General features: G+C 41.5%; 19 protein-coding genes and 1 pseudogene. 3 read left to right on the top strand and 17 right to left on the bottom strand.

Going from position 1 to position 21,466, the window contains the following annotated elements; translation table 11 throughout:
• Positions 1–228 precede the first annotated feature (228 nt).
• The gene (locus tag DLM76_RS18230) at positions 229–1,383 is read left to right on the top strand and encodes a hypothetical protein (protein ID WP_118966077.1); all 1,155 of its coding nucleotides are present in this window, start codon (positions 229–231) and stop codon (positions 1,381–1,383) included.
• Positions 1,384–1,415: 32 nt separating this feature from the next.
• Here the strand turns inward: DLM76_RS18230 and DLM76_RS21970 are convergent, their stop codons facing one another.
• The 11 genes and pseudogenes from DLM76_RS21970 to DLM76_RS18175 all read right to left on the bottom strand — a co-directional run bounded on the left by DLM76_RS21970 (position 1,416) and on the right by DLM76_RS18175 (position 16,094).
• Positions 1,416–2,537, bottom strand: coding sequence for an efflux RND transporter permease subunit (locus tag DLM76_RS21970; RefSeq protein ID WP_241548288.1), 1,122 nt, complete (start codon positions 2,535–2,537; stop codon positions 1,416–1,418).
• 567 nt (positions 2,538–3,104) lie between these two features.
• Positions 3,105–4,142: pseudogene (locus DLM76_RS22185) on the bottom strand (efflux RND transporter permease subunit); the annotation flags it as partial.
• A gap of 23 nt (positions 4,143–4,165) precedes the next feature.
• The gene (locus DLM76_RS18220) at positions 4,166–7,207 is read right to left on the bottom strand and encodes an efflux RND transporter permease subunit (protein ID WP_241548287.1); all 3,042 of its coding nucleotides are present in this window, start codon (positions 7,205–7,207) and stop codon (positions 4,166–4,168) included.
• A 47-nt stretch (positions 7,208–7,254) separates the two neighbouring features.
• Positions 7,255–8,667: an efflux RND transporter periplasmic adaptor subunit gene (locus tag DLM76_RS18215; RefSeq protein ID WP_118966074.1), complete on the bottom strand. Its 1,413-nt coding sequence runs from the start codon at positions 8,665–8,667 to the stop codon at positions 7,255–7,257.
• 686 nt (positions 8,668–9,353) lie between these two features.
• Positions 9,354–10,007, bottom strand: a complete 654-nt coding sequence (locus DLM76_RS18205) for a tetratricopeptide repeat protein (RefSeq protein WP_158586401.1) — start codon at positions 10,005–10,007, stop codon at positions 9,354–9,356.
• On the bottom strand, positions 10,007–10,666 hold the full coding sequence (locus tag DLM76_RS18200) for a lipoprotein (protein WP_118966071.1): 660 nt from the start codon (positions 10,664–10,666) through the stop codon (positions 10,007–10,009). The genes DLM76_RS18205 and DLM76_RS18200 overlap by 1 nt, the downstream gene beginning before the upstream one ends.
• Positions 10,663–12,060, bottom strand: a complete 1,398-nt coding sequence (locus DLM76_RS18195) for an Ig-like domain-containing domain (protein ID WP_118966070.1) — start codon at positions 12,058–12,060, stop codon at positions 10,663–10,665. Before DLM76_RS18195 ends, DLM76_RS18200 begins: the two co-directional genes overlap by 4 nt.
• Positions 12,060–13,496: a TolC family protein gene (locus DLM76_RS18190; RefSeq protein WP_118966098.1), complete on the bottom strand. Its 1,437-nt coding sequence runs from the start codon at positions 13,494–13,496 to the stop codon at positions 12,060–12,062. The genes DLM76_RS18195 and DLM76_RS18190 overlap by 1 nt, the downstream gene beginning before the upstream one ends.
• A 788-nt stretch (positions 13,497–14,284) precedes the next feature.
• Positions 14,285–14,587 carry a hypothetical protein gene (locus DLM76_RS18185; RefSeq protein ID WP_241548286.1) on the bottom strand — a complete coding sequence of 101 codons (303 nt, stop codon included), beginning with the start codon at positions 14,585–14,587 and terminating at the stop codon, positions 14,285–14,287.
• 291 nt (positions 14,588–14,878) lie between these two features.
• The gene (locus tag DLM76_RS18180; RefSeq protein WP_118956909.1) at positions 14,879–15,199 is read right to left on the bottom strand and encodes a phasin-related domain-containing protein; all 321 of its coding nucleotides are present in this window, start codon (positions 15,197–15,199) and stop codon (positions 14,879–14,881) included.
• A gap of 247 nt (positions 15,200–15,446) precedes the next feature.
• On the bottom strand, positions 15,447–16,094 hold the full coding sequence (locus DLM76_RS18175) for a TetR/AcrR family transcriptional regulator (protein WP_118956910.1): 648 nt from the start codon (positions 16,092–16,094) through the stop codon (positions 15,447–15,449).
• Between the two features lie 85 nt (positions 16,095–16,179).
• Here DLM76_RS18175 and DLM76_RS18170 point away from each other — a divergent pair, with 85 nt between their 5' ends.
• On the top strand, positions 16,180–17,763 hold the full coding sequence (locus DLM76_RS18170; protein WP_118966068.1) for a phytoene desaturase family protein: 1,584 nt from the start codon (positions 16,180–16,182) through the stop codon (positions 17,761–17,763).
• Between the two features lie 145 nt (positions 17,764–17,908).
• Here the strand turns inward: DLM76_RS18170 and DLM76_RS18165 are convergent, their stop codons facing one another.
• Genes DLM76_RS18165 through DLM76_RS18150 form a run of 4 tightly spaced genes read right to left on the bottom strand, consistent with a single transcriptional unit; the run spans position 17,909 to position 19,860 of the window.
• Positions 17,909–18,637, bottom strand: a complete 729-nt coding sequence (locus tag DLM76_RS18165; RefSeq protein ID WP_241548285.1) for a hypothetical protein — start codon at positions 18,635–18,637, stop codon at positions 17,909–17,911.
• Positions 18,638–18,648: 11 nt separating this feature from the next.
• Positions 18,649–19,065, bottom strand: coding sequence for a GFA family protein (locus DLM76_RS18160; RefSeq protein ID WP_118956912.1), 417 nt, complete (start codon positions 19,063–19,065; stop codon positions 18,649–18,651).
• Complete coding sequence (locus tag DLM76_RS18155) at positions 19,062–19,544, bottom strand: SRPBCC family protein (protein WP_118966067.1); 483 nt, start codon at positions 19,542–19,544, stop codon at positions 19,062–19,064. Before DLM76_RS18155 ends, DLM76_RS18160 begins: the two co-directional genes overlap by 4 nt.
• Complete coding sequence (locus tag DLM76_RS18150) at positions 19,537–19,860, bottom strand: ArsR/SmtB family transcription factor (protein ID WP_118966066.1); 324 nt, start codon at positions 19,858–19,860, stop codon at positions 19,537–19,539. Before DLM76_RS18150 ends, DLM76_RS18155 begins: the two co-directional genes overlap by 8 nt.
• A 219-nt stretch (positions 19,861–20,079) precedes the next feature.
• Between DLM76_RS18150 and DLM76_RS18145 the strand changes: the two genes are divergently transcribed.
• Positions 20,080–20,445, top strand: a complete 366-nt coding sequence (locus DLM76_RS18145) for a DUF2200 domain-containing protein (protein ID WP_118956915.1) — start codon at positions 20,080–20,082, stop codon at positions 20,443–20,445.
• A gap of 63 nt (positions 20,446–20,508) precedes the next feature.
• Here DLM76_RS18145 and DLM76_RS18140 read toward each other — a convergent pair whose 3' ends face one another.
• Both DLM76_RS18140 and DLM76_RS18135 read right to left on the bottom strand, forming a co-directional pair.
• Positions 20,509–21,021 (bottom strand): SRPBCC domain-containing protein, encoded by a 513-nt coding sequence (locus tag DLM76_RS18140; RefSeq protein ID WP_118966065.1) that lies wholly within the window; start codon positions 21,019–21,021, stop codon positions 20,509–20,511.
• A 2-nt stretch (positions 21,022–21,023) separates the two neighbouring features.
• The gene (locus DLM76_RS18135; protein ID WP_118956917.1) at positions 21,024–21,362 is read right to left on the bottom strand and encodes an ArsR/SmtB family transcription factor; all 339 of its coding nucleotides are present in this window, start codon (positions 21,360–21,362) and stop codon (positions 21,024–21,026) included.
• Positions 21,363–21,466 lie beyond the last annotated feature (104 nt).

Here is a 21,466-nt window from a genome sequence, read left to right as displayed (position 1 = left end):
GCAAACAACGCTTTTTCACCGCAGTCGACATAAGAAATCCATCCAATTTGTGATGTTTTTGACAAATTAAGATCACAGTTTAGATTGGCGCAATCAAAAAAAACGGTAGGGAATGCTCTCTTATAAATCGAACCACTAAAGGCATGGGCCATTAGTTTTGAAGTAAAAATTAAATAAAAAACTGGAACGAAAGATTCTAGAACGGAAAAGAAAAGGAAGAAAGCGAATATGAATTTAAAATCGAATTTTATTCTCAAACAATACAGAATCCTTTGGATAGCGCTGATTTGGTTTTTATTTTTTTCCAACTCTTGTATCACAATATACAGAAATTCGAGCAAAAACGATTTTAGCATACCAAATCTGGACGAAAAGGCGCCGAAGTTAGGTGTCGTTGTAATCTACGAGTCTCCTCCTCTCGGATATCAGCGGGGACCGTTCACGGAACTGAGCATAAGCGACGACCTAAAAGAAGAATTTGCCGAACACCCCAAACTCAAACTCATAGCGATCCATTCCACCGAAAGTTATTCGAAACTGGAAGGGAACCTAAGGAACGTATTGGTACTTCGGTTCTCCAAATTTGCATCTTGGGTCAATTGGACCTTTTATGCTTCTTTCCTAACGCTATTCGTAATTCCGAATTACAATACACGGGATTTTAAGCTTACAGCCGAACTCTATGACAAAAACGGAAGGTCCGAAACTCTACCGTCGATATCGAACGACGCAATCTATGCGCAAACCTGGACCCAAATCCTACTACTGCCTTTTTATTGGTTATCTCCGAAAGGAACCGTGATCGATCCGAATATATATAAATCAGTCAGAACGGTTATGGAAACCCCCGAACTCGTTTCAAAATTATCCGGAGACATCCTTACCGACTACAAAGTGATCAAAACCGCTCCTTTGGACTACGGAACCATCGCCCTCAAAGTAAATATAAAAAACGTTGAAAAAGTCGATTCATATTATCGTGTCGTCGTCGGTGGCGGGGGGCCTCCTAGAAAAGATAAGATACTACCCACTCACCCTGAGCAGGACGACTTCGTAAAGATAACCGTCGAATATGAAAATGCTTCGGACGCAAATGCTTGGGTAACGCCGTCCCAGTTCATTCCATACCCGAGCCTCTGGGAACTACAACGGAGAATTGCCGACCCGGCCCAGTTTCCGGGAGCCGAGATTCATACAGGACAATCGCAACATATCGATTACGTACCTTTTGATCCTAAAACGTTCATAACTTTCCGAGCGCCCAGAGAGGCAATGCTATTGGAACCGAAAACGTCTATCAAAAGAATCTACTATTTCCAATACCCGAAGGGAAAAAATCCGGAGTTCTTCGTTTACAACGGACGCCAAGTGGAAGTAAAATGAAACAATCCGATCGTATTCGATCCAAATTTTCTTTAAAGAAAAAGACCTATGGAAATAAAATACAGATAAGAATCGGATTTCCATTCTCCGCCAAGAAATCGAATCGATAAAAACAATAGAATAAGCCTAAGAATATACAGCGCAGTTTGTCTTCTTCGATTTTCTAAACCCAAAAATTGAAAAACGCGCGAAAGAACCAGGATCAAAAGAAAGAAATAGAAACCCGCGTTCACTTCGCCTAATGTATCAAAAATTTTGAACGTTTTCCGTTCCCCCCTTTCTATTCGATATCCGAAAGGAAGCGGAATGGAAAGAATTCGCCGTTCCAAAGCGACCCTATCTCCCGAACTCTTATCTCTGAATTTCACGCTAAATGCAAGATATCGCGTGCGATATTTATGGAAGACCTTTACCGGAGTGTAGTCCTCTTTACCAAAAGTGACCTCCCCCAATGGAACGAATTGATTCTCAGAATTCCGGACGTGAATTCTTTCCAACGAATCCTTGGACCCTCTGAATTCAGCCGAACCTCGAACTCGGACATCGAATTCTTTCCCTTCCGAAAAAGCTTTGGCGGCGATACCCCCTTGTAACGTGAGCCTTAGATCTTCGCCGAGTCTCGAGCTGTCCAAAAGAGACAGAGAGGATTTTCCTGGATCTACGTTCATGATCAATTCCTCTCTCGGTCCCTTATAACGCAGTACTACCTCTTCCGTTTCAGGAAATGCAGTTACTTGTTTTGCAACGGATTGAACCAAATCGTGGATCGTTTTAGGGTCACTTCCTAAAATCTCAAATGTACTTTCTTCCCCCGTACTTCGATCCGAATCGGCTGTAAAAAAAACGAAGGCCGGATTCTGCTTACCGACAATTTTTTTTAGATCGGCGATAGATTCTGAATCCGCTTGTAACCCATCCTTTAAACGAATTATAATTCTCGAGTGATCTTTTTCTACTTTTGCGACCGTCTCCTCGACCGAAGGGGATTGAAGGAGAAGCGCCTCTACTTTTTTCGAGACTTTGTCTGTCGTTCCCACTCCCGTTCCGGAAGGAAGTTCGATCATACATAAAAGAATCTGTCTTTGAACCCGAACAGAATAGCTTTTATACGTATTGAGTATTATAAAAACGGAAATGACGATAATTGTGATCAAAAACAAGGTTGGGTTTTCGTAAAAGTTGGATCTAGTTTTTAAAAAAATGTTTCGAAAACGGGAAAGTAAATTGTTCTTACTCCCGAAAATGCGAATGACCTTGAAAAATCTCAAACCGATATTTGAAATGCGACCGGCAAACGGTTCGATGAAAAGAAAAACGAATTTGTCGAACCGCGGGATTAGATTCAAAAAATGAAAACTGGAAAAATTCAAACGAATTGCAAAATTCCAAAAGAATAGAAGACAAACCGTTACAAAAACCGTTTGCAAAAGAAAAAAGCCGAAATCTTTTTTAAATAACAAGAAAAGAACAATCACCCAAATCGTCTGAAAAATCAAAATCCCAAACCGAAAATGAAGTCTTCCGAATAAAAATCTCCCGATAGGATTCTGGAGAACAAAAATCGAAACTTTCGGGGCCAAAAGAAAAAGAAGTATAAAAAGATTCGTTCCAGTCGAAAGAAGAACATTGATATTCCCGAAACAAACGTGCAAAACGCCGGACACGATAATGGTCGCCAAAACAAAAGAGAATAAAGAAGAGATAAGTGAATTCCGAAAAAAGCATAGAATCGTAAATAGAAATAAAAGTCCGGAGGTTAGAAAATGCCGGAACAATTCCTTACGGATCTGCGAATAACGATCGTACGCGATCTCAAGACGAATTCCATCTTTTTGAAATTCGGTCCTAAATTTCTCTACTTCCTTGCTTAGATAACTGAGATTCCCTTGAAAAGCGGGATAAACATAAAGACTTAAACCTTCCTGACCGTTCCTTCGAAAAAAACTGTCCTTATCTTTCGTTTGATAGTCGATCTTAGCAATATCTCTTAAAAAAAGGATCCCGCGGTTTTTATGCTGCAACGGGATTCGAGCAAAATCACTCGGTTCATTCTTCTTCAAGTTCAAATAAATCGGTTTTTCAAGTTCCCCTTCGTTTGAAACGGAAACAAGCGAATGTGAATTGTTCGACTTTATTTTGCGGACAACGTCATCAATAGTCAACCCTTCCGCTTCCAAACGATCCCTATCAATTGCGATTAGGATTTCGTAAGCTTCACCTCCCACTAAAATCGCTCTGCCCACATTAGGATCCGTTTCGATTTTGGCTTTCAGTCTTTTTTCGGCATATAAACGTAACTCTTTCTTATCGATCTGATCCTTTTGAATCGATATTACTAAGGCGGGACTTTCTACGGAACCGGAAGATTCGATGGTAGGTTTACGGATTTCTTTTGAAAAGCCGGTAGAAACGCGTTCTATCTTTTCCCGGATTTCGGCTATGTATTTCAGAATTTTATCCGAATTTTCAAAGCTTATTCGAATTTCCGACTTACCCGCTTCCGTTACGGAACGCATCTCCGAAATCCCACCCGTACTCGATAGTGCCTCCTCCAACGGAAACGTGATTTCCGATTCCATCTTTTGAACGTCAGCTCCCGCATGTTGCGTAGTAACGATAACGTTTCCGGAAACGGACACAGGATAAACCTCCCAACGAATATTCCTTAGATTCAAGACGGTCAACAGAAGTAGTAACGTTAGGATTGACAAATGAAGTCCAGGTCTTCGGTTTGCAAGAGAATCGAATAAAGTAAACATAAGAGCTTATCGTTTTAAAAAATTTAGATTCGTTCTTCTCTAGCAAAAAGAAAAGGGATCCATAACAAAGAATTTAGTACGCTCAATATGAGTCCGAAACCGATTGCCGTCGCCATAGAGGACTGAAATTCCGAACCGGGTGTCAATTCCAGCATTACCGGCAAAAGTCCTGCAAAAGTAGTTGCAGAGTTCATGATTACTGGTCTAAGAATGATGGCCGACGCGTTAAAAGCCGCCTTTTCGGAAGAAACTACTTTTATTTTCTCTAATATATAATATTCGTAAAACAATACCGCTGAATCTATCGATATGCCCATCAATAAAACCAAACCGACGAACGAACTGGCGTTAAGAGACTTACCGGTAACGACAAGAACGGGTAACGCTCCGATTACTGCGAATGGAATCGTAAAAAGGATCTTATTCGCGACCTGAATCGATTCGAATTGACCGGCAATCAATAAGTATAAGATGATATACGCCAGCAAAATCGTGAATAATAGTTCGAATAATACGTCTTTGGTATCGTCCCCGTCCTTAAAATCGATCGTAACTTCCGGGTCATTCGAAGAATTAAAAAGTTTCGCCGTCTCCTTTTCAACATAATCCTTTTTATCCTTATCCGTATAAACGTTTAAAAAATTTGCCCTGCTGGAGCCTACGCCGTATAAGGAGCGGAACTGTGAGGATTCATCTAAAGAGGAAATTTCACTCAATGGGACGAGTTTTCCCGCGTGCGGAATATATAAATTTCTAAATGAATAAGCGTTCGGAATATCTTCCTCTCTAAAAACGAGCCGGATAGGAACCTCTTCGCCCGAAATTTCCAATCCTGAAAAATAACCGCCCAAGGTTCCTATCTTGAGAAATTCACTAACGGCCTCCGCAGACCATCCATAAATTAGTAATTTCGACTCGTCTAATTTTAGAGAATACGATTTTACTTTATCTTCAAGAGCGATTGAAACTTTTCTAACTCCTTTAATTTTTTCCACATCGGCCTTTAGCTTTTTTCCTACCTTTTCTAAGGTTGAAATACTCTCGCCTCGTATTTCAATTTCGATTTCGTTTTTCTTTCCAAGCAAAGTTGATAATACGTCACCGGAAAACTTAACGTTACTTTCTAACTGAGGAAATTCTCGTAAAAGGTCGTTGCGAACATTTGCGACGATTTCGGTCGTTTTTCGGACATCCCACGATCGTATTACAAAACGGATTTCGGTAACCGGATCGATATTGAACCCACTGGAATTTTTCGAAACGTTTTCTTTTCCGATTCTAGCAAGGCTCAATTCGATCGGATATTTATCTTTGATATAGGATTCGATTCCAAAGCTGAGGTCTTCTATTCGCTCTCTCATAATTCCTTGAGGGAATTTTATTTGTACTTCGAATTCTCCAGTTTCCATTTGCGGCAAAATCTCTTTATTCACAAACCAGACCGCAAATCCGGATAAAAAAACAAAGCCCGCGAGGGTCATAAAAAGTTTCCTTGGAAAACGCAGGATCATTTCCAAAAATTTTCTCTGCGAATGAACAAGCGACTGTTCGATCTTAGCGCAGTAGGTAAAAAAGGATGCGATTCGTGAATCTTCGGGCGCCGTCCATTTAGGAAACAAAGAATATAAAACGGGCGTTAAAGTAAGCGAAATCAGAAGACTTAAAATCAGAGAGAGCGAGATCGCCATCGCCATTTCACTGAAAATAGACCCGATAAATGATCGTAAAAAGATCATAGGAATGAAAACGAACAAGGTCGACAGCGTCGCTAAAATTACCGAAACATAAACTTCTGACAATCCGAGAACAACCGCGTCGAACTTTTTTGTTTTACCAACATGGTTTTTCTCGATGGCGGAGAGTACGACGTTACTATTGTCAAACAGCATGCCAATACCAACAGTCAAACCACCTAAAGACATCATATTTATGGAGAGTCCGAAAATCCAAAAAAGGAAAAAGCTAGAAAGTACTGCGACGGGAACGATGCTTATCAACACGAGGGGAGTGGAAAAATTTCGCAATACCGCTAAGCAAACCGAAAAAGCAAGAAATGCTCCTATAATAAGAGAAAGCCTAAGTCCGTGAATCGATTCCGCGACGTATGACGCCTCGTCGAAACCGCTTACATATTTGACTTCTCCCTTCGAAGACTCGTAGAGCAATTCGGCTTCCTTTGAAATCTTGTCCGAAAGAGCAATCGGGTTCGCCCCGGATTCTTTATAAAAATAGAATATTACGCATTCTTTACCGTTGAACAATGCCTTTTCGGATCTTTTACGAAAATTAATAGTCACATCCGCAAAATCCTTGAGCCGAACTGTTTCACCGTTCGGGCCCACTGATACGACGGTTTCGGAAAGGTCCGCTAAGTTCTCCGATTCTCCTTTCACCCTAACTAAAACATCCTTATCTCCCGAGGGTACACTACCCGCTGGAACATTACGATTCGATAATATGATTCTCCTACCTACCGCCTCCGGAGAGAGATTGTAGGATAGCATTCTTTTAGAATCGATTTTCGCAAGAATTTCCCGATCATACCCTCCTCCGATTTGAAGGCTCGCAACTCCTTCTATTCTTTCCAAAACGGGCTTCCAATGATTTTCTAGATACTTTCGCAATCCGACGGAATCTTCTGTTTTTTTTGGGAAAAATACGATTTCTAAAAATGGACTACTGGATGGATCAAAACGTGTAAGTACGGGTTTTTCAGAATTCTGTGGTAAAATCTCACGGACTTGCTCTATTTTTTCTCTGAGCTCTAATATTTTAAAATCAAGATCTTGATTGTTTGCGAACGTGATCGCGATTTTGCTTATCCCAGGCTCGGATATGGCTGTTACTTTTTTAACTCCTCTTGCGCCTGCCAATCTCTCGGAAAGAGGCCTCGAAACGAGACTTTCGACTTCTTCAATTCCTGCGTATGGATATTTAGTTTCGATTTGAACTTTAGGAAAACCAATATCTGGAAGAATTGCCAGTTTCAAATCGAATAGCGAAATAATTCCGAAAAGAACAAAAGATGTATAGAAAGCGAGAATCCCGGCTCTCTTTGAAATCATCTTTTTAAGAAAATTTTGCACAGGATAACTTGTTCGATAAACTGTATTTACGGTCCTATTTTAGACTCGTCGATTTCAACCTCGGAGCCTTCCTTCAATCTTGAAATTCCATCGGTTACGATGATGTCACCTTCTTGAAGACCTGTCGAAACAAGCAAAGATTCTCCTAACGTTTCTCTTAAAGTAATCCCGACTTTATATGCAAATTTATCTCGAATCACAAAAACGAAACCTTCTTTCTCGGATGATTCGATGAAACATGTCCGCGGGATTTCGATCATTTTCTCTTTCTTGCCCTGAAAAGTTTTGGTTCTAACGAACATACCCGGTTTCAAAGAATGACTCTCGTTGGAAACCTTAGTACTCACTTGGACGGTATGCGTTTTTTCATCGATAAATTCCTGAATTCTCGCGACCGTTCCCGCGAACTTTTTATTTTCAAAAATATCCGCCGTCACCTCAACATTTAATCCTTTTTGAATATTCACCGAATCTTTTTCGCTCACGTTGTAAACAGCGAATACTTTGTCCACTTTCGCAACCGTAAATACTGCCTGCCCTTGCGCCGAGGCGCCGTTCAATATTTCACCTTTTGTCTTAAATTTACGGATTAAGGTCCCATCAATAGGACTGTAGAGATCGGATTCTTTAAGGTTCTGTTTAGCGGAAGTCAAAAGCGCTTCCGTAGAACGGACGCTTGCGGAAGCTACATCCATTTCGGCTTTTTCGATCTTCGTCCCGATTTCTTTTAGAACATGCAATCGTTTGGATTCTGTTTTCGGAATTTCGAAACCGGATTCTTTAATATCCGAATCGCGCATGCCGATCTGTTGAATTTCCAAATCTCGTTTGCCGTTTTCAAATGTCGTAGCTTTTGAAATCATCTCAACTCTGGAAGCATTTAACTCTTCCTGGCTGAGACCCCCGTCTTTTACAACTGCTTCTTTGGCCTCATAAGTCCTTTTAGCTTTTTCGTATTCTTCCTTATATTTATGAACGAGTTCCGTTTGTTTTTTGATTTCTATAAAACGGGCTTCTATACCTTTTTTTGCTTTCTCATATTTTTCCTGAGCTAAACGGAGATTTGCCTTCGCTGAATCTAGGGATGCTTCATAACGATTTTTTTCCTGCTCAAAATTAAATTTTTCTAAGGAAGCGAGTAACTTTCCTTGTTTGACCCGATCACCTTCTTCCACAAAAACACGATCAAGCCTACCCGGCACTTTAAAGTATAAGTCTAGTTTCTCCTCAGGTTCTATCGAACCGCTAGATTCTATAGAAGGGGCGATTTCAACGGCCTTAGCTCGGGTAACTTTCACTGAGACCTTTCGATTGGCGTCCGACCTTATAGTACTCTTAATCCTCGGAAAAATTACGACAAATGAAAATACAGTTAACCCGAAAATTCCGATCACACCAAATAGAATCTTATTCTTAGTTTTAGCGGTTTGAAAACTCATCTAACGGATAATCCAAATAACGATAAAAAAAACGGCCAGGATCGGTGTTGAGAAAGTGAATATCGCTCGGCCAATAGCTTGAGAAAAGATCATTTGCGATAGTTTCACATATCTTGATGCGTATAGATAAACACCGCACAATAGCGTTATCAAATAAATTGAGGAATAAAAAAGCAAAGGAAGCAACTCCTGCTTATATTGCTCCGGAAATAATTCCGCATAGAGTAAAATCGGGAATAAGCAAAGAATGAATCTTGAATAGGAAGTAATCTCTATTCCCAAGAGACTTATCATGCTTACATTATTCTCGGAAAAAGCCTTTAACACCAAATACTTCGAGAAAGTTGCGAACAATTGATATAGTAAAATAAAGAATATAGCCCATAGTATTGTGTATGGGTAAGTATTCATCGAATATAAGAAAGGAGACACTCCTCGTTGTTCGAACAGCAACCTCATTCGCATATTCAGTGCGCTGACCTCGTCGAAATTCACGCTGTAAGTTACGATTAGATTACCTATCGAGTAAATGAGAATGATGATAATCTGAACGGTAAAAACTTTGTAAAAAAATCCTTTCGAATCATCGATAATATCTTTTTCCGTGCTTTTAAAATAGATTTGAAAAGCTCTTTCTATCTTCGCCTTGAGTAAGTGCAACCTTTGCATTGACCGGTCCTTCTTATTTATCTAGTAATATTTTTTGCGTGAAATTCACGAATTGATCGATTGAAAGCTTCGTATTTTTCGGCTTTCTCTTTAAATCCAGCTTTCGAATAAATCGCTTCCAGTCTTTGCAGAGTCGGAAGCGCGACCACGGTAAAACTTAGCGCTTCCTCGTAACTCTTCAACGCAAGCGATAGTTTCCCGGACCTTTCATAAAGCATACCTTGTAGATGATTTAATTCAGGGTGTTCGAAACCTTTTGTCTTCAAAAAAAAGATTTCATTCTCCACGACATCATAGTGTTTACCTATCAGAAATCCGGACTTAGCTTTCCAAAAAGAACAATCAAGCCTTTCCGCATCCTGCTTTTTGCATTTTTCAAAGTAATCTTCCGCATCCTGAAACTTCTTAGAAAAGAATTCTATCTTTCCGAGTAGGAACAACGAATCAGTATGATGTTCATTTATTTCAAGAACGCGCAAAAAAGCGCTCTTTGCTTCGGGAAGATGACCGGAGGAATATTGCGCGATTCCTTCTAAATAAATTTCCGCAATTTCTTTTTTAAGAAAATAAGAACGAATCAAGAAGCCAGTCGCTACGAAAATGACGCTTCCTATAATCAAATACAAGTTCTTTCGATTGGTGTATTTTCTTACTGCTTCTATTATATCCATCACTGACCCGTTAGTCCTTTCCATTTTTTCGATATTTCTTTAACACTTTCGGAAATCATCCTATCGAGTTTATCTTTCGGACCGACTGTAATGTATTCGACCTCGCCGATTCTTTTACCGAATTTGTCGTAAGTTCTAATAAAGATAAGTAGGGAGTTTTTACCGTCCAGAACGGACCCTATCTCTTTCAAGATCACAGTCGAGTCTATATAGTAATCAAATTTAATCTTATCTTGAAAGGATCGCAGATTCTGTTCCGTCTTTCCGAGAATTCTAACCGAGTTATCATGGGAATTTTCCGTCATTCCTGAACCCAATGGATTCGATTTCGACTTGTCCTTTGAATCTTCTTCGATCTGGACAAAACCGAAATTTTTAAATGGAGTGAATTCTTTCATTTCGTCGTCGATGACAATCGGTGAATATCCTTCCGCTAAAAGATTGAATTGTAAACTCTCCCGAAAAATATCGTTCACGAAGGAAGCTCCGGTCGAGTCACGGACTCTGACTTCTCCGATAATCACAACCCCGTTTTTACCGGTATCCTTCGCGCTTCCCGGTTTGGAAAAGTAAAATGGGATGAGTGAACAAGAATGAAACCAAGAAACAAAAACGAAATAAATTATGATATTACCGAAATATTTATTTTCGAATTTCATTTTCCTTCCACTCCGAATATGAACTGGCTTTGCAAACTATAACCGTTAACGTCCTTGGCGGAAGTATCGACGATAAGATTGTATATCGGAAAACCGGCGGGCGATGTGTTCGTTCGCAACATATTAAAGTCGCCTCCGGTAGTCGCATCTCCGAATAAGACGCCGTTACAGGAAGCTTCTTGTTCCGCAAAAGAGACCGTCAAAGATCGGCATCCAAAGGGGAAAGTCGCTTGGCAGTCGGACCAATTATAAGACGAAATTCGTGCATTAGTTAACGGGGGTGAAACGCGCTGAATCCTAACCGCATTTGCAGTGATTGCCGTCTGCATGTAGTTGCTAAAGATTAACCTAAAGTTATCTGTATTTACATCCCCGCAAGCATTCGTGGAACCGGCAAGGCCTGTCCCATCATCGCCTCCGCGAAACCGATACAACCCGGCGCTTAGCAAACCAAGAGAACTGTCCCAAAAGCAAGATCCCAAAGTCCAATCTCCTCCAACAACAGAACCAACACCGGGCAACGAGTTTGCGCAACCCTGGCTAGCCAGTCCGACCGCCTGAACGACTGGCGAAGAAAAGATACCACCTGCAACGAAACTTGCCGATTTAGCGTTTACGATTTTAGTACCCGATGTATTGACTGCATTCGAACTAACATTCACAGTAATTCTTTGACCGAACGGGTAAGGGGAATCCGGTGTAATCGTCAGTATTTTGCCGTCCAAAGACCAATCGTAATTGGAGGGTAAATTAGGAGAAAGAGTAACTGCGAGCGAGGTAAGATCGGTATTCATTGGTTCGGAGAAAGAAACAGAAATTGGATTTCGATTTGTTGTAATCCCTAAACATCCGTCTATAGTATCGTTCGTCGAAAAATCTACCGTAGTTCCTGTTCCCGCCAGACAGGTAGGTAAATTACCTCGATTTGTATTCATCGATAGAACGGAAGGAAGATTGAGCGTACTTCCGGGTGCGGCTCCGACAGCGAACCGAGATGTAAAGACATCTTTTAGATCGTGTCCCTCCTCTGACTCACAACCTTTCGTGATAGTCACTGTATAAGTTCCGGTGCTTAAATTTGCTGAGGGCGTAAATTCGATGCTGATCGGCGTAGTTTGATAGAAACCGGTAACGTTCGGATTAATCACGAAAGAACTTACGCAAGTATCGATTTTCATAAGACGATCAAAAGTCGTTTGAATTTTCGTATTTGGTGCGACGTTAGCCTCATTCGATCCGGGCGAAAAAACTAAAACTTTCGGATTTACTCCCACGTTTAAGTAGGGGAGAAATTTACCGGCCTTATCATTGATATTATTGCAAGAAATCGCATAAAAGAACCCCGTAGCAATAATCAGAAATTTTTTATAACCTTTTTTAATATCGAACCCCATCAATACCCCCTTTCCGGAAATACATCCACATTTTCTCGATTTTCTTTTATCAGCTGCGAGACTACGCTGTTCCCCTTCCCCCTCTCGACTTTATAAAAAGGCAAATCAATTAAATCGCGGCCGCTCGCATTAAAATATTCGTAACAAGATTTTAAGTATTCGGCATACGAGTCGGCAAGTTCATCCTGCGCTTTCGAAAGTTCATATTCGGCTTTCAAAGACTCCGTCCTTTTTACAAGACCATTTTTGAACTTACTCTTAGTGATTCTAAAATTCTCCAGCGAAAGAACTACCTTTCTGCTAACTGCATAAATCACTGAAAAATTCTCTGTAAGTTTATCCTTGGATTTAACAACTTCGAAGACCGCCTGCTTCTTCGCAATATTGTAGGCAGCAACGGCGTCGGTTAATTTGAGTTCACCTTCCAAAATTTTTCGAGACTGGGAAAGATTATCGAATAACTGCAAATTGGCGCTATTAAAGGTATTCTCACCTTGGCCCACAAACTGTGGTCCATAACCAGGAATCCTTTGAATACCTGTTCCATCAGTTTGAACTCCATAGTTCGATTGAGTTTGAAAAGTAGAACTTCCTAAAGGTAAAACGATAGAAAAATTAAAACCATAGTTATAATGATTTACAGGATTCGTATCGTTTGAGTTTTTACCCGCATAGCCTCCGATCAAAAATTTCGGTTTCCAATAATCTTCCGCGATTTCCTTTTCTATTTTTAATCTATCGACAACAATTTTAGTCTTTTTCAAATCCGGACGATTATGTTCAATATCGCTCTCGTCTTTGGATAAAATTGGGAAAGGATCATTTAAAACGTAATCGTAGAAAACGTTCTCGCGTATTTCAACTTCGTCTGACTCTTCCAACTGAAGAAATAACTTTAATTCGGTAATCGCTGCTTTATGATCTTTTTCGGCTCTAATGAGATTCAACTGTGATTCGTTCAATTTTTGTTCAATTTCCAAAACATCAATGCGCGCCTTCAGTCCATTTCTGTATTCGGAAAAAATGTCGTTTAGCTGGCTCTTGAAACTTTTATGAAGCCTCTTGGAAGTGAGCAGTTTCCCTCTAGAAGCTATAACTTTCATATAAAGCCTTACGATTTCTATTTTGATCTTTCTAAGTTGAATTTTAAATTCAGCCTTATTTAATTCCGCAGATAGTTTCGCAATTTCAATGTTTTTGAAATTTTCACCGCCATCATACAGGAGCTGTTGAACCGTAAGACGAATATCGTTATAAACGGAATCGACTTGATTTTGATTGAGATTCTTTAATCCAAAGTAAGAAATGCCTAACTTAGGAAGATATTCTCTCCATTTTTCATTTAAAGTTAACTCGATAACTTCGTTCTGCCTTTCTATATTCTTTATGATTAAATTATTAGTAATCCCAACTAAAATAGCCTTTTCTAAATCCAAATGAAATAGACTTTTACTTCCCTTTGCATCCGGATAGATTTTTGTATCAAAAAGGAAGACAAACAAAAAAAACGCGAAAAAAAACCTATAGTTTCTCAAAGTTCCTCGAAACACAATCTGTGATACAAAAATGACTCAATAATCACAACTACTTTATTATCAAAAAATATTGCAATATTTTAGTCAAGGTAAATCCCAATGAATGATTGGGTTCGAGATGAAATATAGATCCTGAAAACCCGTTTTTTCAAACTTTACGTTGTTTTACCTTATTCTTTGTAACCGGCAACAAGAGATCAATGGCCGACCTGTCAAGGATCTAGAAAGGAGTTCTTAGGATCTTTAGTCTCCCCACAAGATTTCTTCTGTTTTGAAAGAATGGACAAATTTAAACAGTCCTGCTTTTGTAATACGCAATGACTTGTCGCTGTTGAGGGTTTGTTGAGGAAATAGCTTTGTCCTATATTAATCTATACATAACTTTCCCGTCCGGGAGTTCAGTTGATAATTCGCAACTGCCGTTTAGTTCAATTGTTTCAACGCCTTTTTTAAACGCCTGTATGCTCCAGAATTACTTAGCTAAAAAACGACTTTGCTAATTATGTAACTAACTCAATGTCTTGGATTCGTATTTCATTATACGAGCTGCAATCGCTCGTCCCGAAAGCATACTATTATAATAAGCTACGACGTTTAACGACTCTGATTCACATTTGATTTTTTCCGATGCATCTTCCTCCGTGTCACCGAAAATCGGCCTATGACAATCAACCGAAAAGATTTCTCTTCTATTTAAGTCGAAACTGCTTCAGCTCCAATCGGTCTTTGATCGTAGCATTCGGATCATCGATTTCAACGACCTCGCCTTTCAAAACCATCGGCGCTACGGCTTGAATCACTTTACCGCGATTTATAAATGAGTCTTTCAAACCGATCCGTTTAACAAGTTCCGGCAATGTCAAACTGCCGCCCGCAGCCTGAAGTTCTTTCAGAATAAGCGGTTCTAATTTTTTTCCGCGACGTGCAACGATCGCGAACGCCAAAGCTACACCGATTCCAACAGCAATGCTAGTGATCGTAGTTTCATCCATGATAGATTCCCCTTTAAAAAAGATAATGTATCCAGACAAACTGCCGTTTCTTTTCTTTGTGTCAAGATCAAGAAATAGATAGAGGCTTTGTAAGCAAAACAAAGAATGAAGATTGAAAACTAAGACATGAAACTAGAAATAGAAAGGATGTAAAGAGTCACTTGATTCGAAAGATAAAAGAAATCACAAACGTTGATATTGGGTTTTCCGATTAAATGGGCTCGGCATCAAAGTATAGAACGTTGCGATTTCTAATTTCCTTCGCTTAAGAATCGAAGCGATTGACCGACATTAAGCCGCCGTTTTTTTCATAGGCGCTTGCGGACTTTTCTTAGGTTTTGAAGAGGTGAATTGATCTACGACTTCCGAAAACTTACTGCGAACGTCCTCGTATCCTTTCTCGGCCTGGCTCGCTAATCCCGAATATCTTTTGAATATCGTATCGACGAACTCCCGCAATCTCACCACCGATTCTGAGTTATCCGAAGCGCCCTTTGCTACTAAATCCTGGAAGTTTTTATTTAAACTCTGTTTCAGACTTTCAATTTGTTCCCTTCCAATTTTTAGAACACCAAATCCTGCGTTTAATCCGTCTCTGATTTGTTGATCCATGTAGTTTTCTCCTTTGAAAATACTGCTTCGAATCTATAACGAAAAAGTCGATTCGTCCAATACTATAAACATTCTCTCGGAAAGATCCCATTTCTTACACTATGTCGTGTTACATGCAAATCGCCAAACAGGCGTTTATTCCTTAAAAAACAAAAGAGGTTCTTACTTCTTAGCTTTCCGTGTTTGAAATTTTTTATTTACTATCGGTTAAACTAAAATCGATTTGAAAGAAATTCGTATCATCGAATCAATACGAATGTTTGGAGCGGCCTTCGTCCGACTTCATTCCGATATAAAGATAATGAATCAACTCCTTCGTGATTCTTCTCGCTTCCTTCAAGTCCACGGATCGAAACATAACTTGTTTTCCCGCTAAAAGGACCGCAATGCCGTGGACCATGGTCCACGCGGAGGTCGCGGAACTTACCACATCGTCCGTTCGAATAACCCCCGCCCGCTGACAATCACGAATGATTTCGACGATGATTTGAAAGGATTCATCCTCCGTTCTGACCAAGGATTTGTATTTGGAATGGCTTTCGATTTGATTCCCATACATGATGCGGAAAAGATCGGGAGATTCCAATGCGAACTCCACATAACAAACACCGGATTCACGAAATAATAGAAGAGGTTTTTTTCTGTATTTGACCTGCAGTTTTTTCTGACGCTCTGCAAGCATCCTAAAACCTTCTTCCGCTATGTCCGCATATAAGGATTCCAGATCCTCATAATGACGATAAGGAGCTGATTGACTCACTCCCGCGTAAGTTGCGGCCTTTCGAAGACTTAAAGCCTTGTATCCTTCGTCCTTTAGAATACGAAGCGAAGCTTCCAATAAGGCTTTTTTCAGGTCGCCGTGATGATACGAATTTTTATCGGGAGAATTTTTCATGTTGACGATTATTACATTTTACAGTCTAGTCGAATTATCAATGTGATAACCGTTCACATTAAAACGATTCGGGAGGATTTTGTCAATGAATATCGATCAAATAGGAAACGAGTTCGATATAATATTTATAGGTTCGGGAATGGGAAGCCTCTGCGCCGCCAGTCTTTTGGCCCAATCTTACGGTAAAAAGATTCTCATGATCGAAAAACACTCCCAACCCGGCGGCTTCACGCACGAGTTTCAAAGAAAACAGGGAAAGTATCATTGGGACGTGGGAATTCATTACGTTGGAGATATGCAAGAAGAAGGTCTTTGCAGAAAGATCTCCGATAAGATCACACGGAAAAAAGTTCAATGGAAACGAATGCCGGAACCTTTCGAAAAATTGATCTTCCCTTCGGTTTCTTTCGACATCTACGGAGATCCGGAAAAATTCAAATCCGATCTTGGAAATAAATTTCCGGAAGAAATCGAAGCCATCGATCGTTATTTCAAAGATATTAAAAAGACTTCCAACCTTTTCGGCAAATCGATCATGATGCGCCTTGCTCCTCCTCCTTTGGATTCCGTTGCCGGGCTTTTAGGAGAATCGAAAATCTTCACTCTTAAGGAATACTTGGACGCGAACTTCCGCAGTCAGGAACTGAAAGGAATTCTTGCGGCTCAATGGGGAGACTACGGTTTGCCTCCTTCCAAGGTCGCTTTTGCGATGCACGCGACTCTCGTGCAGCACTATCTTCACGGCGGTTATTATCCGATCGGAGGTGCTGGAAAAATTTTCGATGCGATCGAGCCGATTCTCGAAGAATTCGGAGGCGCGGTTCTTTCCTCGGTCGAAGTTAAGGAAATTCTAATCAAAGAAGGAAAGACCGTCGGAGTAAAAGCGAAGGCTCTTCGAGGTGAAGGATCGGAAAGGGATTTTTTCGCGCCGATCGTCGTCTCCTGTGCGGGAGCTTATCCCACTTACACCAAGTTGATTCCCGAGAATTATCCGATTTCGTTTCGCAAAAGTCTAAAAGATTTTTATAATAAAGAAAAGATGACTACGAGCGTTTGTCTTTATCTCGGCTTATCCGAAAGTCCTGCAAAGTTCGGTTTCAAAGGGGAGAATTATTGGATCTTCTCCTCAAGCGATCACGATCAGAACTTCTCCGAAAGAAACGATTGGATCGGGTCCGACGGGGAAATTCCCAATCTCTATCTTTCGTTTCCGAGCTTGAAGAATCCCGAAGCAAAAAGTCATACGATGGATGTGATTACGTTTACGGATTACGATCATTTTTCTGCATGGAAATCGGAGCCTTGGAAACGTAGAGGAGAAGAATACAAACAGCTCAAAGAGAAAATCACGGAAAGAATTCTGACAACCTTGGAGGCTCGTTTTCCGGGAATCACAAAAATCGTCGAATACGCAGAACTTTCGACACCGATCACGAACGAACATTTTACTTCGCATCCGGACGGAGCGATCTACGGCTTAGCCTGCGTTCCCGAACGATACAAAAAGGAAGAATGCCCTTGGTTCAACGTTCGCACCCCGATCGAAGGTTTGTATCTTACCGGAGCCGACGCGGCTTCTCCCGGAGTTGCGGGAGCGATGATGGGAGGACTTGCCTCCGCACTCGCGATCACCGGAAGCGCCGAACTTCTAAAAGAGTTACGTAACTAAAATAAGATCCTTCGCGTTTCTGTCCTTTGAAAAGAACGGAACGCGAAGGAATAGAGTTATCGAACGGAAAGATATCGTACGATTTTAGAATGTTCGACATATTATATATTCATAAATTATAATTTATAAATTTATTGAGTCCTTCTTAATATCGAACGCAGCCCTCCGGACTACAACGAAAGGAAACGGGTTTCGAATCGCCATCCATTCCAAACTCAACGTCGAACTTGTGAAATTTTCCCTTGTCTTCGTGAAACTCTAACGAAAGTTTATATTTTCCGGGTAAAAAGTAGAATTCAATCTCCTCAAAACGAGAAGGTTGAACCTGATAATGATAGGAAAGAGTTCGTTTTTCGGTGCAGATATTCAAGGACAAAGGCTCCTGAAAATCCTTCCACGTCAGCGAAAAGCGGGCTTTCGAAGAACCGTCCACGGATAAACGTTTTGTCTTTTTAATTTCATCGAGAACATTTTTCCAATTCGTTTTCCAATACGATTGGATCAGAGTCATTCCCGCATCCGACTTGTTATACGTTTCCCGATCGATTCCCACTTGCACGCTTTCTCCGCCTCGATCATAGATCGTTTCCTTTCTGGTTTCGATCCGATCGAAACGATTTTTCACTAAGGTTGCGTATAAATTCTTCAGCAACTCGGGATCGGTCTTAAAACAAAGGATCTCCTCCTTTCGATCCCTTCTCTCCTTAACGTATGAAAGTTCTTTCGAAAAATAAAATTCGGTATGGTCCGGCCGCATTCCCCCGCCCCGATGAAATTCCAAATAAAACTCTGCGGGCATGTCCTTCGGCAAAGCGCTCAAACAAAATACAAAGAACATTTGAATCAAGGTCAAGAGCAGACAATTTCTAAGCATACGACAATCCTTTATGCCGGAGGCATCTTTTCGAATTTCTGCAAAGACGGATCCGTATGATCCCATGCGTGGCCCCGCACGGCGTAGGTCACCGCCTGCGGCTTGTATCGATGGGGATCGTCCAAGCTCGCGGCGTGCACTGTAAACAGTTCGGGCATTGCAGCAAAGGTCATGTAAACGGGCGAACCGCATTTTGGACAGAACGCGGCTGTCTTGATGCCGCCGCTATCCCCAACCCTATCAAAATGTGTCGCTTCACCATTCAAGTTTACGGCTTTTCGAGATGGGAACGTCAGATACGATCCATGACCGGTACCGCTCATCCGTTGACAGTCTCGGCATTGACAATCGTTCATGAATATAGGTTCATCGGAAATGGCGTAACGAATTTCACCGCATGCACATCCGCCCGTGTAAGACGCATTCATGAAAGACTCGCACTCGAAGTCGACTTCGGTTTAGCAAAGACATCGATACCCTGCCCCGTTTCCAGCAAAGACTTCAGACTGGAAAGCACGATCGGCCAACCCTGTTGGATGCCCTTTGCCATTCCGCTTCCCGCTTCGAGTTCGTCATGAGTGACCGTTAGACGCACCATATCCTCGTATTCCTCGACATTGAAAGTCACACGGCTATAACTTTCCGGATCGGCCGCTTGAGAAGGACTCGCCCAGGTGATTACGAGGCGACTCGGCGGCACAACCTCGACCACCTTGCCGACGATGTTCACCGTTCGTTGCTCGTTCGCACGCACATGTTCCCATGTGGATTCAGGTTTCCAGTCGGAGATATTCTCGTGACCCCAATAGAGCCTCGCGACCTCAGGCTTTGTGATGGCTTCGAACACCTTCTCCGGTGTAGAGCGGATATAGGTCACGTAAACAAAACTTGTCTTCTCTTTACTCATGGTTCTCTCCTTCAAGTTCCTTCTTCAGATCATGCAGCAGACTCAGTCGCCTGTGTTCGAATTTCCGCACCCACCGTTCGTATATCTCATGCAGGGGGACCGGGTTGATGAAATGCAGCTTCTCGCGACCACGCCAAACTATGCTGATCAGGTTGGCTTCTTCGAGAAGCCCGATATGCTGCGTTGCCGATTGCCTTGTCATATCCAAGTGCTCGCAAAGCTGACCCAGAGTCTGGCCGTTCTTCTCATAAAGAAGGTCCAGTAACTTTCTGCGTGTCGGGTCCCCCAACGCTTTGAAAACAGAATCAGCGTCCATTCGTTATGCTTGTTAGAAAATAACATGCAGGCAATTACCTGCATGTCAAGTAAAATATTCGAAAAATATCCGGCCAATCGATTGATAAAGAAACGACCCCGGGGACAATGAGAAAGGCGATTGAGAACAAAGGATAGATTCTATATTCTTCTTTAGACAGCTCTCTAAAGGCCTTATCATCGCGATAGTAGAAGAAACTTAAATCAGGTACCGAAGCAAATGGAAAAACATAAAATCTTTACTATGTCTTTCGCAAGCGTCTACCCAATGTATATTCAAAAGGCGGAAAGAAAAGGACGAACCAAAGAGGAAGTTGATACGATTATTTTTTGGCTCACGGGATACGATTCGAAAAGTCTGCAAAAACAACTGAAGAATGAAGTCAATTTCGAAGAATTCTTCGATCAAGCGCCTCATATCAATGATCATGTTTCTCTAATCAAAGGAATGATCTGCGGTTACCGCGTGGAAGAAATCGAGGACAAGCTCATGCAGAAAATTCGTTATCTGGATAAGTTGATCGATGAGTTGGCCAAAGGAAAGACGATGGAAAAAATTCTGAGAGATCCGAATCAAAAGCGATAGCAGTTATAGACTCCTCCGTGCCGCAAGTGATCCTTGTATACGGCACGGATAACCTGCTGAAGTTTATCGAACAAGCTCCAACAAGAATCGATCAAGCGATTCACAAAGTGGCACCCAACCTTCGGCCGCACCCAGTTCCATCTCGCGCACTTCGGCGGAAGCATATTTCCATACGTGCGTCAAAAGCGTGAGATCGCCTTCGGTCGTAAAGGTGCGCGACTCGACGGTAGCATCCGGATTTTCCGGACCATCCGGATTAAACGCGGACATGTCCGTGGCATAATTTTCATTATTCGCCACTTTCTCCGGTACGATCACTTCTAAGAATTTTCCATAAATACCCATTTTGGTTCCTTTGGAATCCGCAAAGACATACAGGTATTTACCGCCGACTCGAAGATCGTTTTCTATAGTCTCGATCATCCAACCTTCGGGACCGGTCAGCCAACGACGCATCAGTTCCGGTTTGGTGAAACAATCGAATACCAGCTTTCGCGGCGCGGCGAAATAGCGTGTGAGTACGACTTCGGTTTCTCCTCGCAATTCTATCTTGACTTCTTTTTGATCCGTTTTCATTCTCATTGATCTCCTTTTGATTGCATCGTCTGCAACTCTTCGAGTAACCCATCGAGCACCTGATAACGTTCCTCCCACATCTGGCGATACTTTTCAATCCAATCCGTGGCTTTCTTGAGCGGCGCGGTTTCAAGCCGGCGCGGACGCTCCTGTGCGCGGATCGTGGTCGAGATAAGGCCCGCTTCCTCCAAAACTTTGAGGTGCCGCGAAATGGCGGGCTGGCTCATTTTGAAGGGTTTTGCGAGTTCCATAACCGTTAACTCGCCTTTTGCAAGGCGCATAAGTATCGCACGGCGAGTAGAATCGGCGAGTGCGGCAAAAGTAGAATCGAGGGTTTGCATAGCTAAATTGTTATATAAACATCTTGCTATATAATAAAATAATGTCAATCCTTTTGCGGCTTATTTTTTGCAAAAAGAAGGTCGGCTATAAAGAATTAGTTGGA

Origin of the sequence: Leptospira yasudae (genome assembly GCF_003545925.1) — a bacterium.
Taxonomy (GTDB): Bacteria; Spirochaetota; Leptospiria; order Leptospirales; family Leptospiraceae; genus Leptospira; species Leptospira yasudae.
This window is presented reverse-complemented; position numbering and strand designations above follow the sequence as displayed.

Bases quoted from the DNA above. Each gene is read 5' to 3' on its own strand.
- DLM76_RS18230 (WP_118966077.1), top strand. From the start codon at position 229: ATGAATTTAAAATCGAATTTTATTCTCAAACAATACAGAATCCTTTGG.
- DLM76_RS18220 (WP_241548287.1), bottom strand. From the start codon at position 7,207: ATGATTTCAAAGAGAGCCGGGATTCTCGCTTTCTATACATCTTTTGTT.
- DLM76_RS18215 (WP_118966074.1), bottom strand. From the start codon at position 8,667: ATGAGTTTTCAAACCGCTAAAACTAAGAATAAGATTCTATTTGGTGTG.
- DLM76_RS18205 (WP_158586401.1), bottom strand. From the start codon at position 10,007: ATGGATATAATAGAAGCAGTAAGAAAATACACCAATCGAAAGAACTTG.
- DLM76_RS18200 (WP_118966071.1), bottom strand. From the start codon at position 10,666: ATGAAATTCGAAAATAAATATTTCGGTAATATCATAATTTATTTCGTT.
- DLM76_RS18195 (WP_118966070.1), bottom strand. From the start codon at position 12,060: ATGGGGTTCGATATTAAAAAAGGTTATAAAAAATTTCTGATTATTGCT.
- DLM76_RS18185 (WP_241548286.1), bottom strand. From the start codon at position 14,587: ATGGATGAAACTACGATCACTAGCATTGCTGTTGGAATCGGTGTAGCT.
- DLM76_RS18180 (WP_118956909.1), bottom strand. From the start codon at position 15,199: ATGGATCAACAAATCAGAGACGGATTAAACGCAGGATTTGGTGTTCTA.
- DLM76_RS18175 (WP_118956910.1), bottom strand. From the start codon at position 16,094: ATGAAAAATTCTCCCGATAAAAATTCGTATCATCACGGCGACCTGAAA.
- DLM76_RS18170 (WP_118966068.1), top strand. From the start codon at position 16,180: ATGAATATCGATCAAATAGGAAACGAGTTCGATATAATATTTATAGGT.
- DLM76_RS18165 (WP_241548285.1), bottom strand. From the start codon at position 18,637: ATGCTTAGAAATTGTCTGCTCTTGACCTTGATTCAAATGTTCTTTGTA.
- DLM76_RS18160 (WP_118956912.1), bottom strand. From the start codon at position 19,065: ATGAATGCGTCTTACACGGGCGGATGTGCATGCGGTGAAATTCGTTAC.
- DLM76_RS18155 (WP_118966067.1), bottom strand. From the start codon at position 19,544: ATGAGTAAAGAGAAGACAAGTTTTGTTTACGTGACCTATATCCGCTCT.
- DLM76_RS18150 (WP_118966066.1), bottom strand. From the start codon at position 19,860: ATGGACGCTGATTCTGTTTTCAAAGCGTTGGGGGACCCGACACGCAGA.
- DLM76_RS18145 (WP_118956915.1), top strand. From the start codon at position 20,080: ATGGAAAAACATAAAATCTTTACTATGTCTTTCGCAAGCGTCTACCCA.
- DLM76_RS18140 (WP_118966065.1), bottom strand. From the start codon at position 21,021: ATGAAAACGGATCAAAAAGAAGTCAAGATAGAATTGCGAGGAGAAACC.
- DLM76_RS18135 (WP_118956917.1), bottom strand. From the start codon at position 21,362: ATGCAAACCCTCGATTCTACTTTTGCCGCACTCGCCGATTCTACTCGC.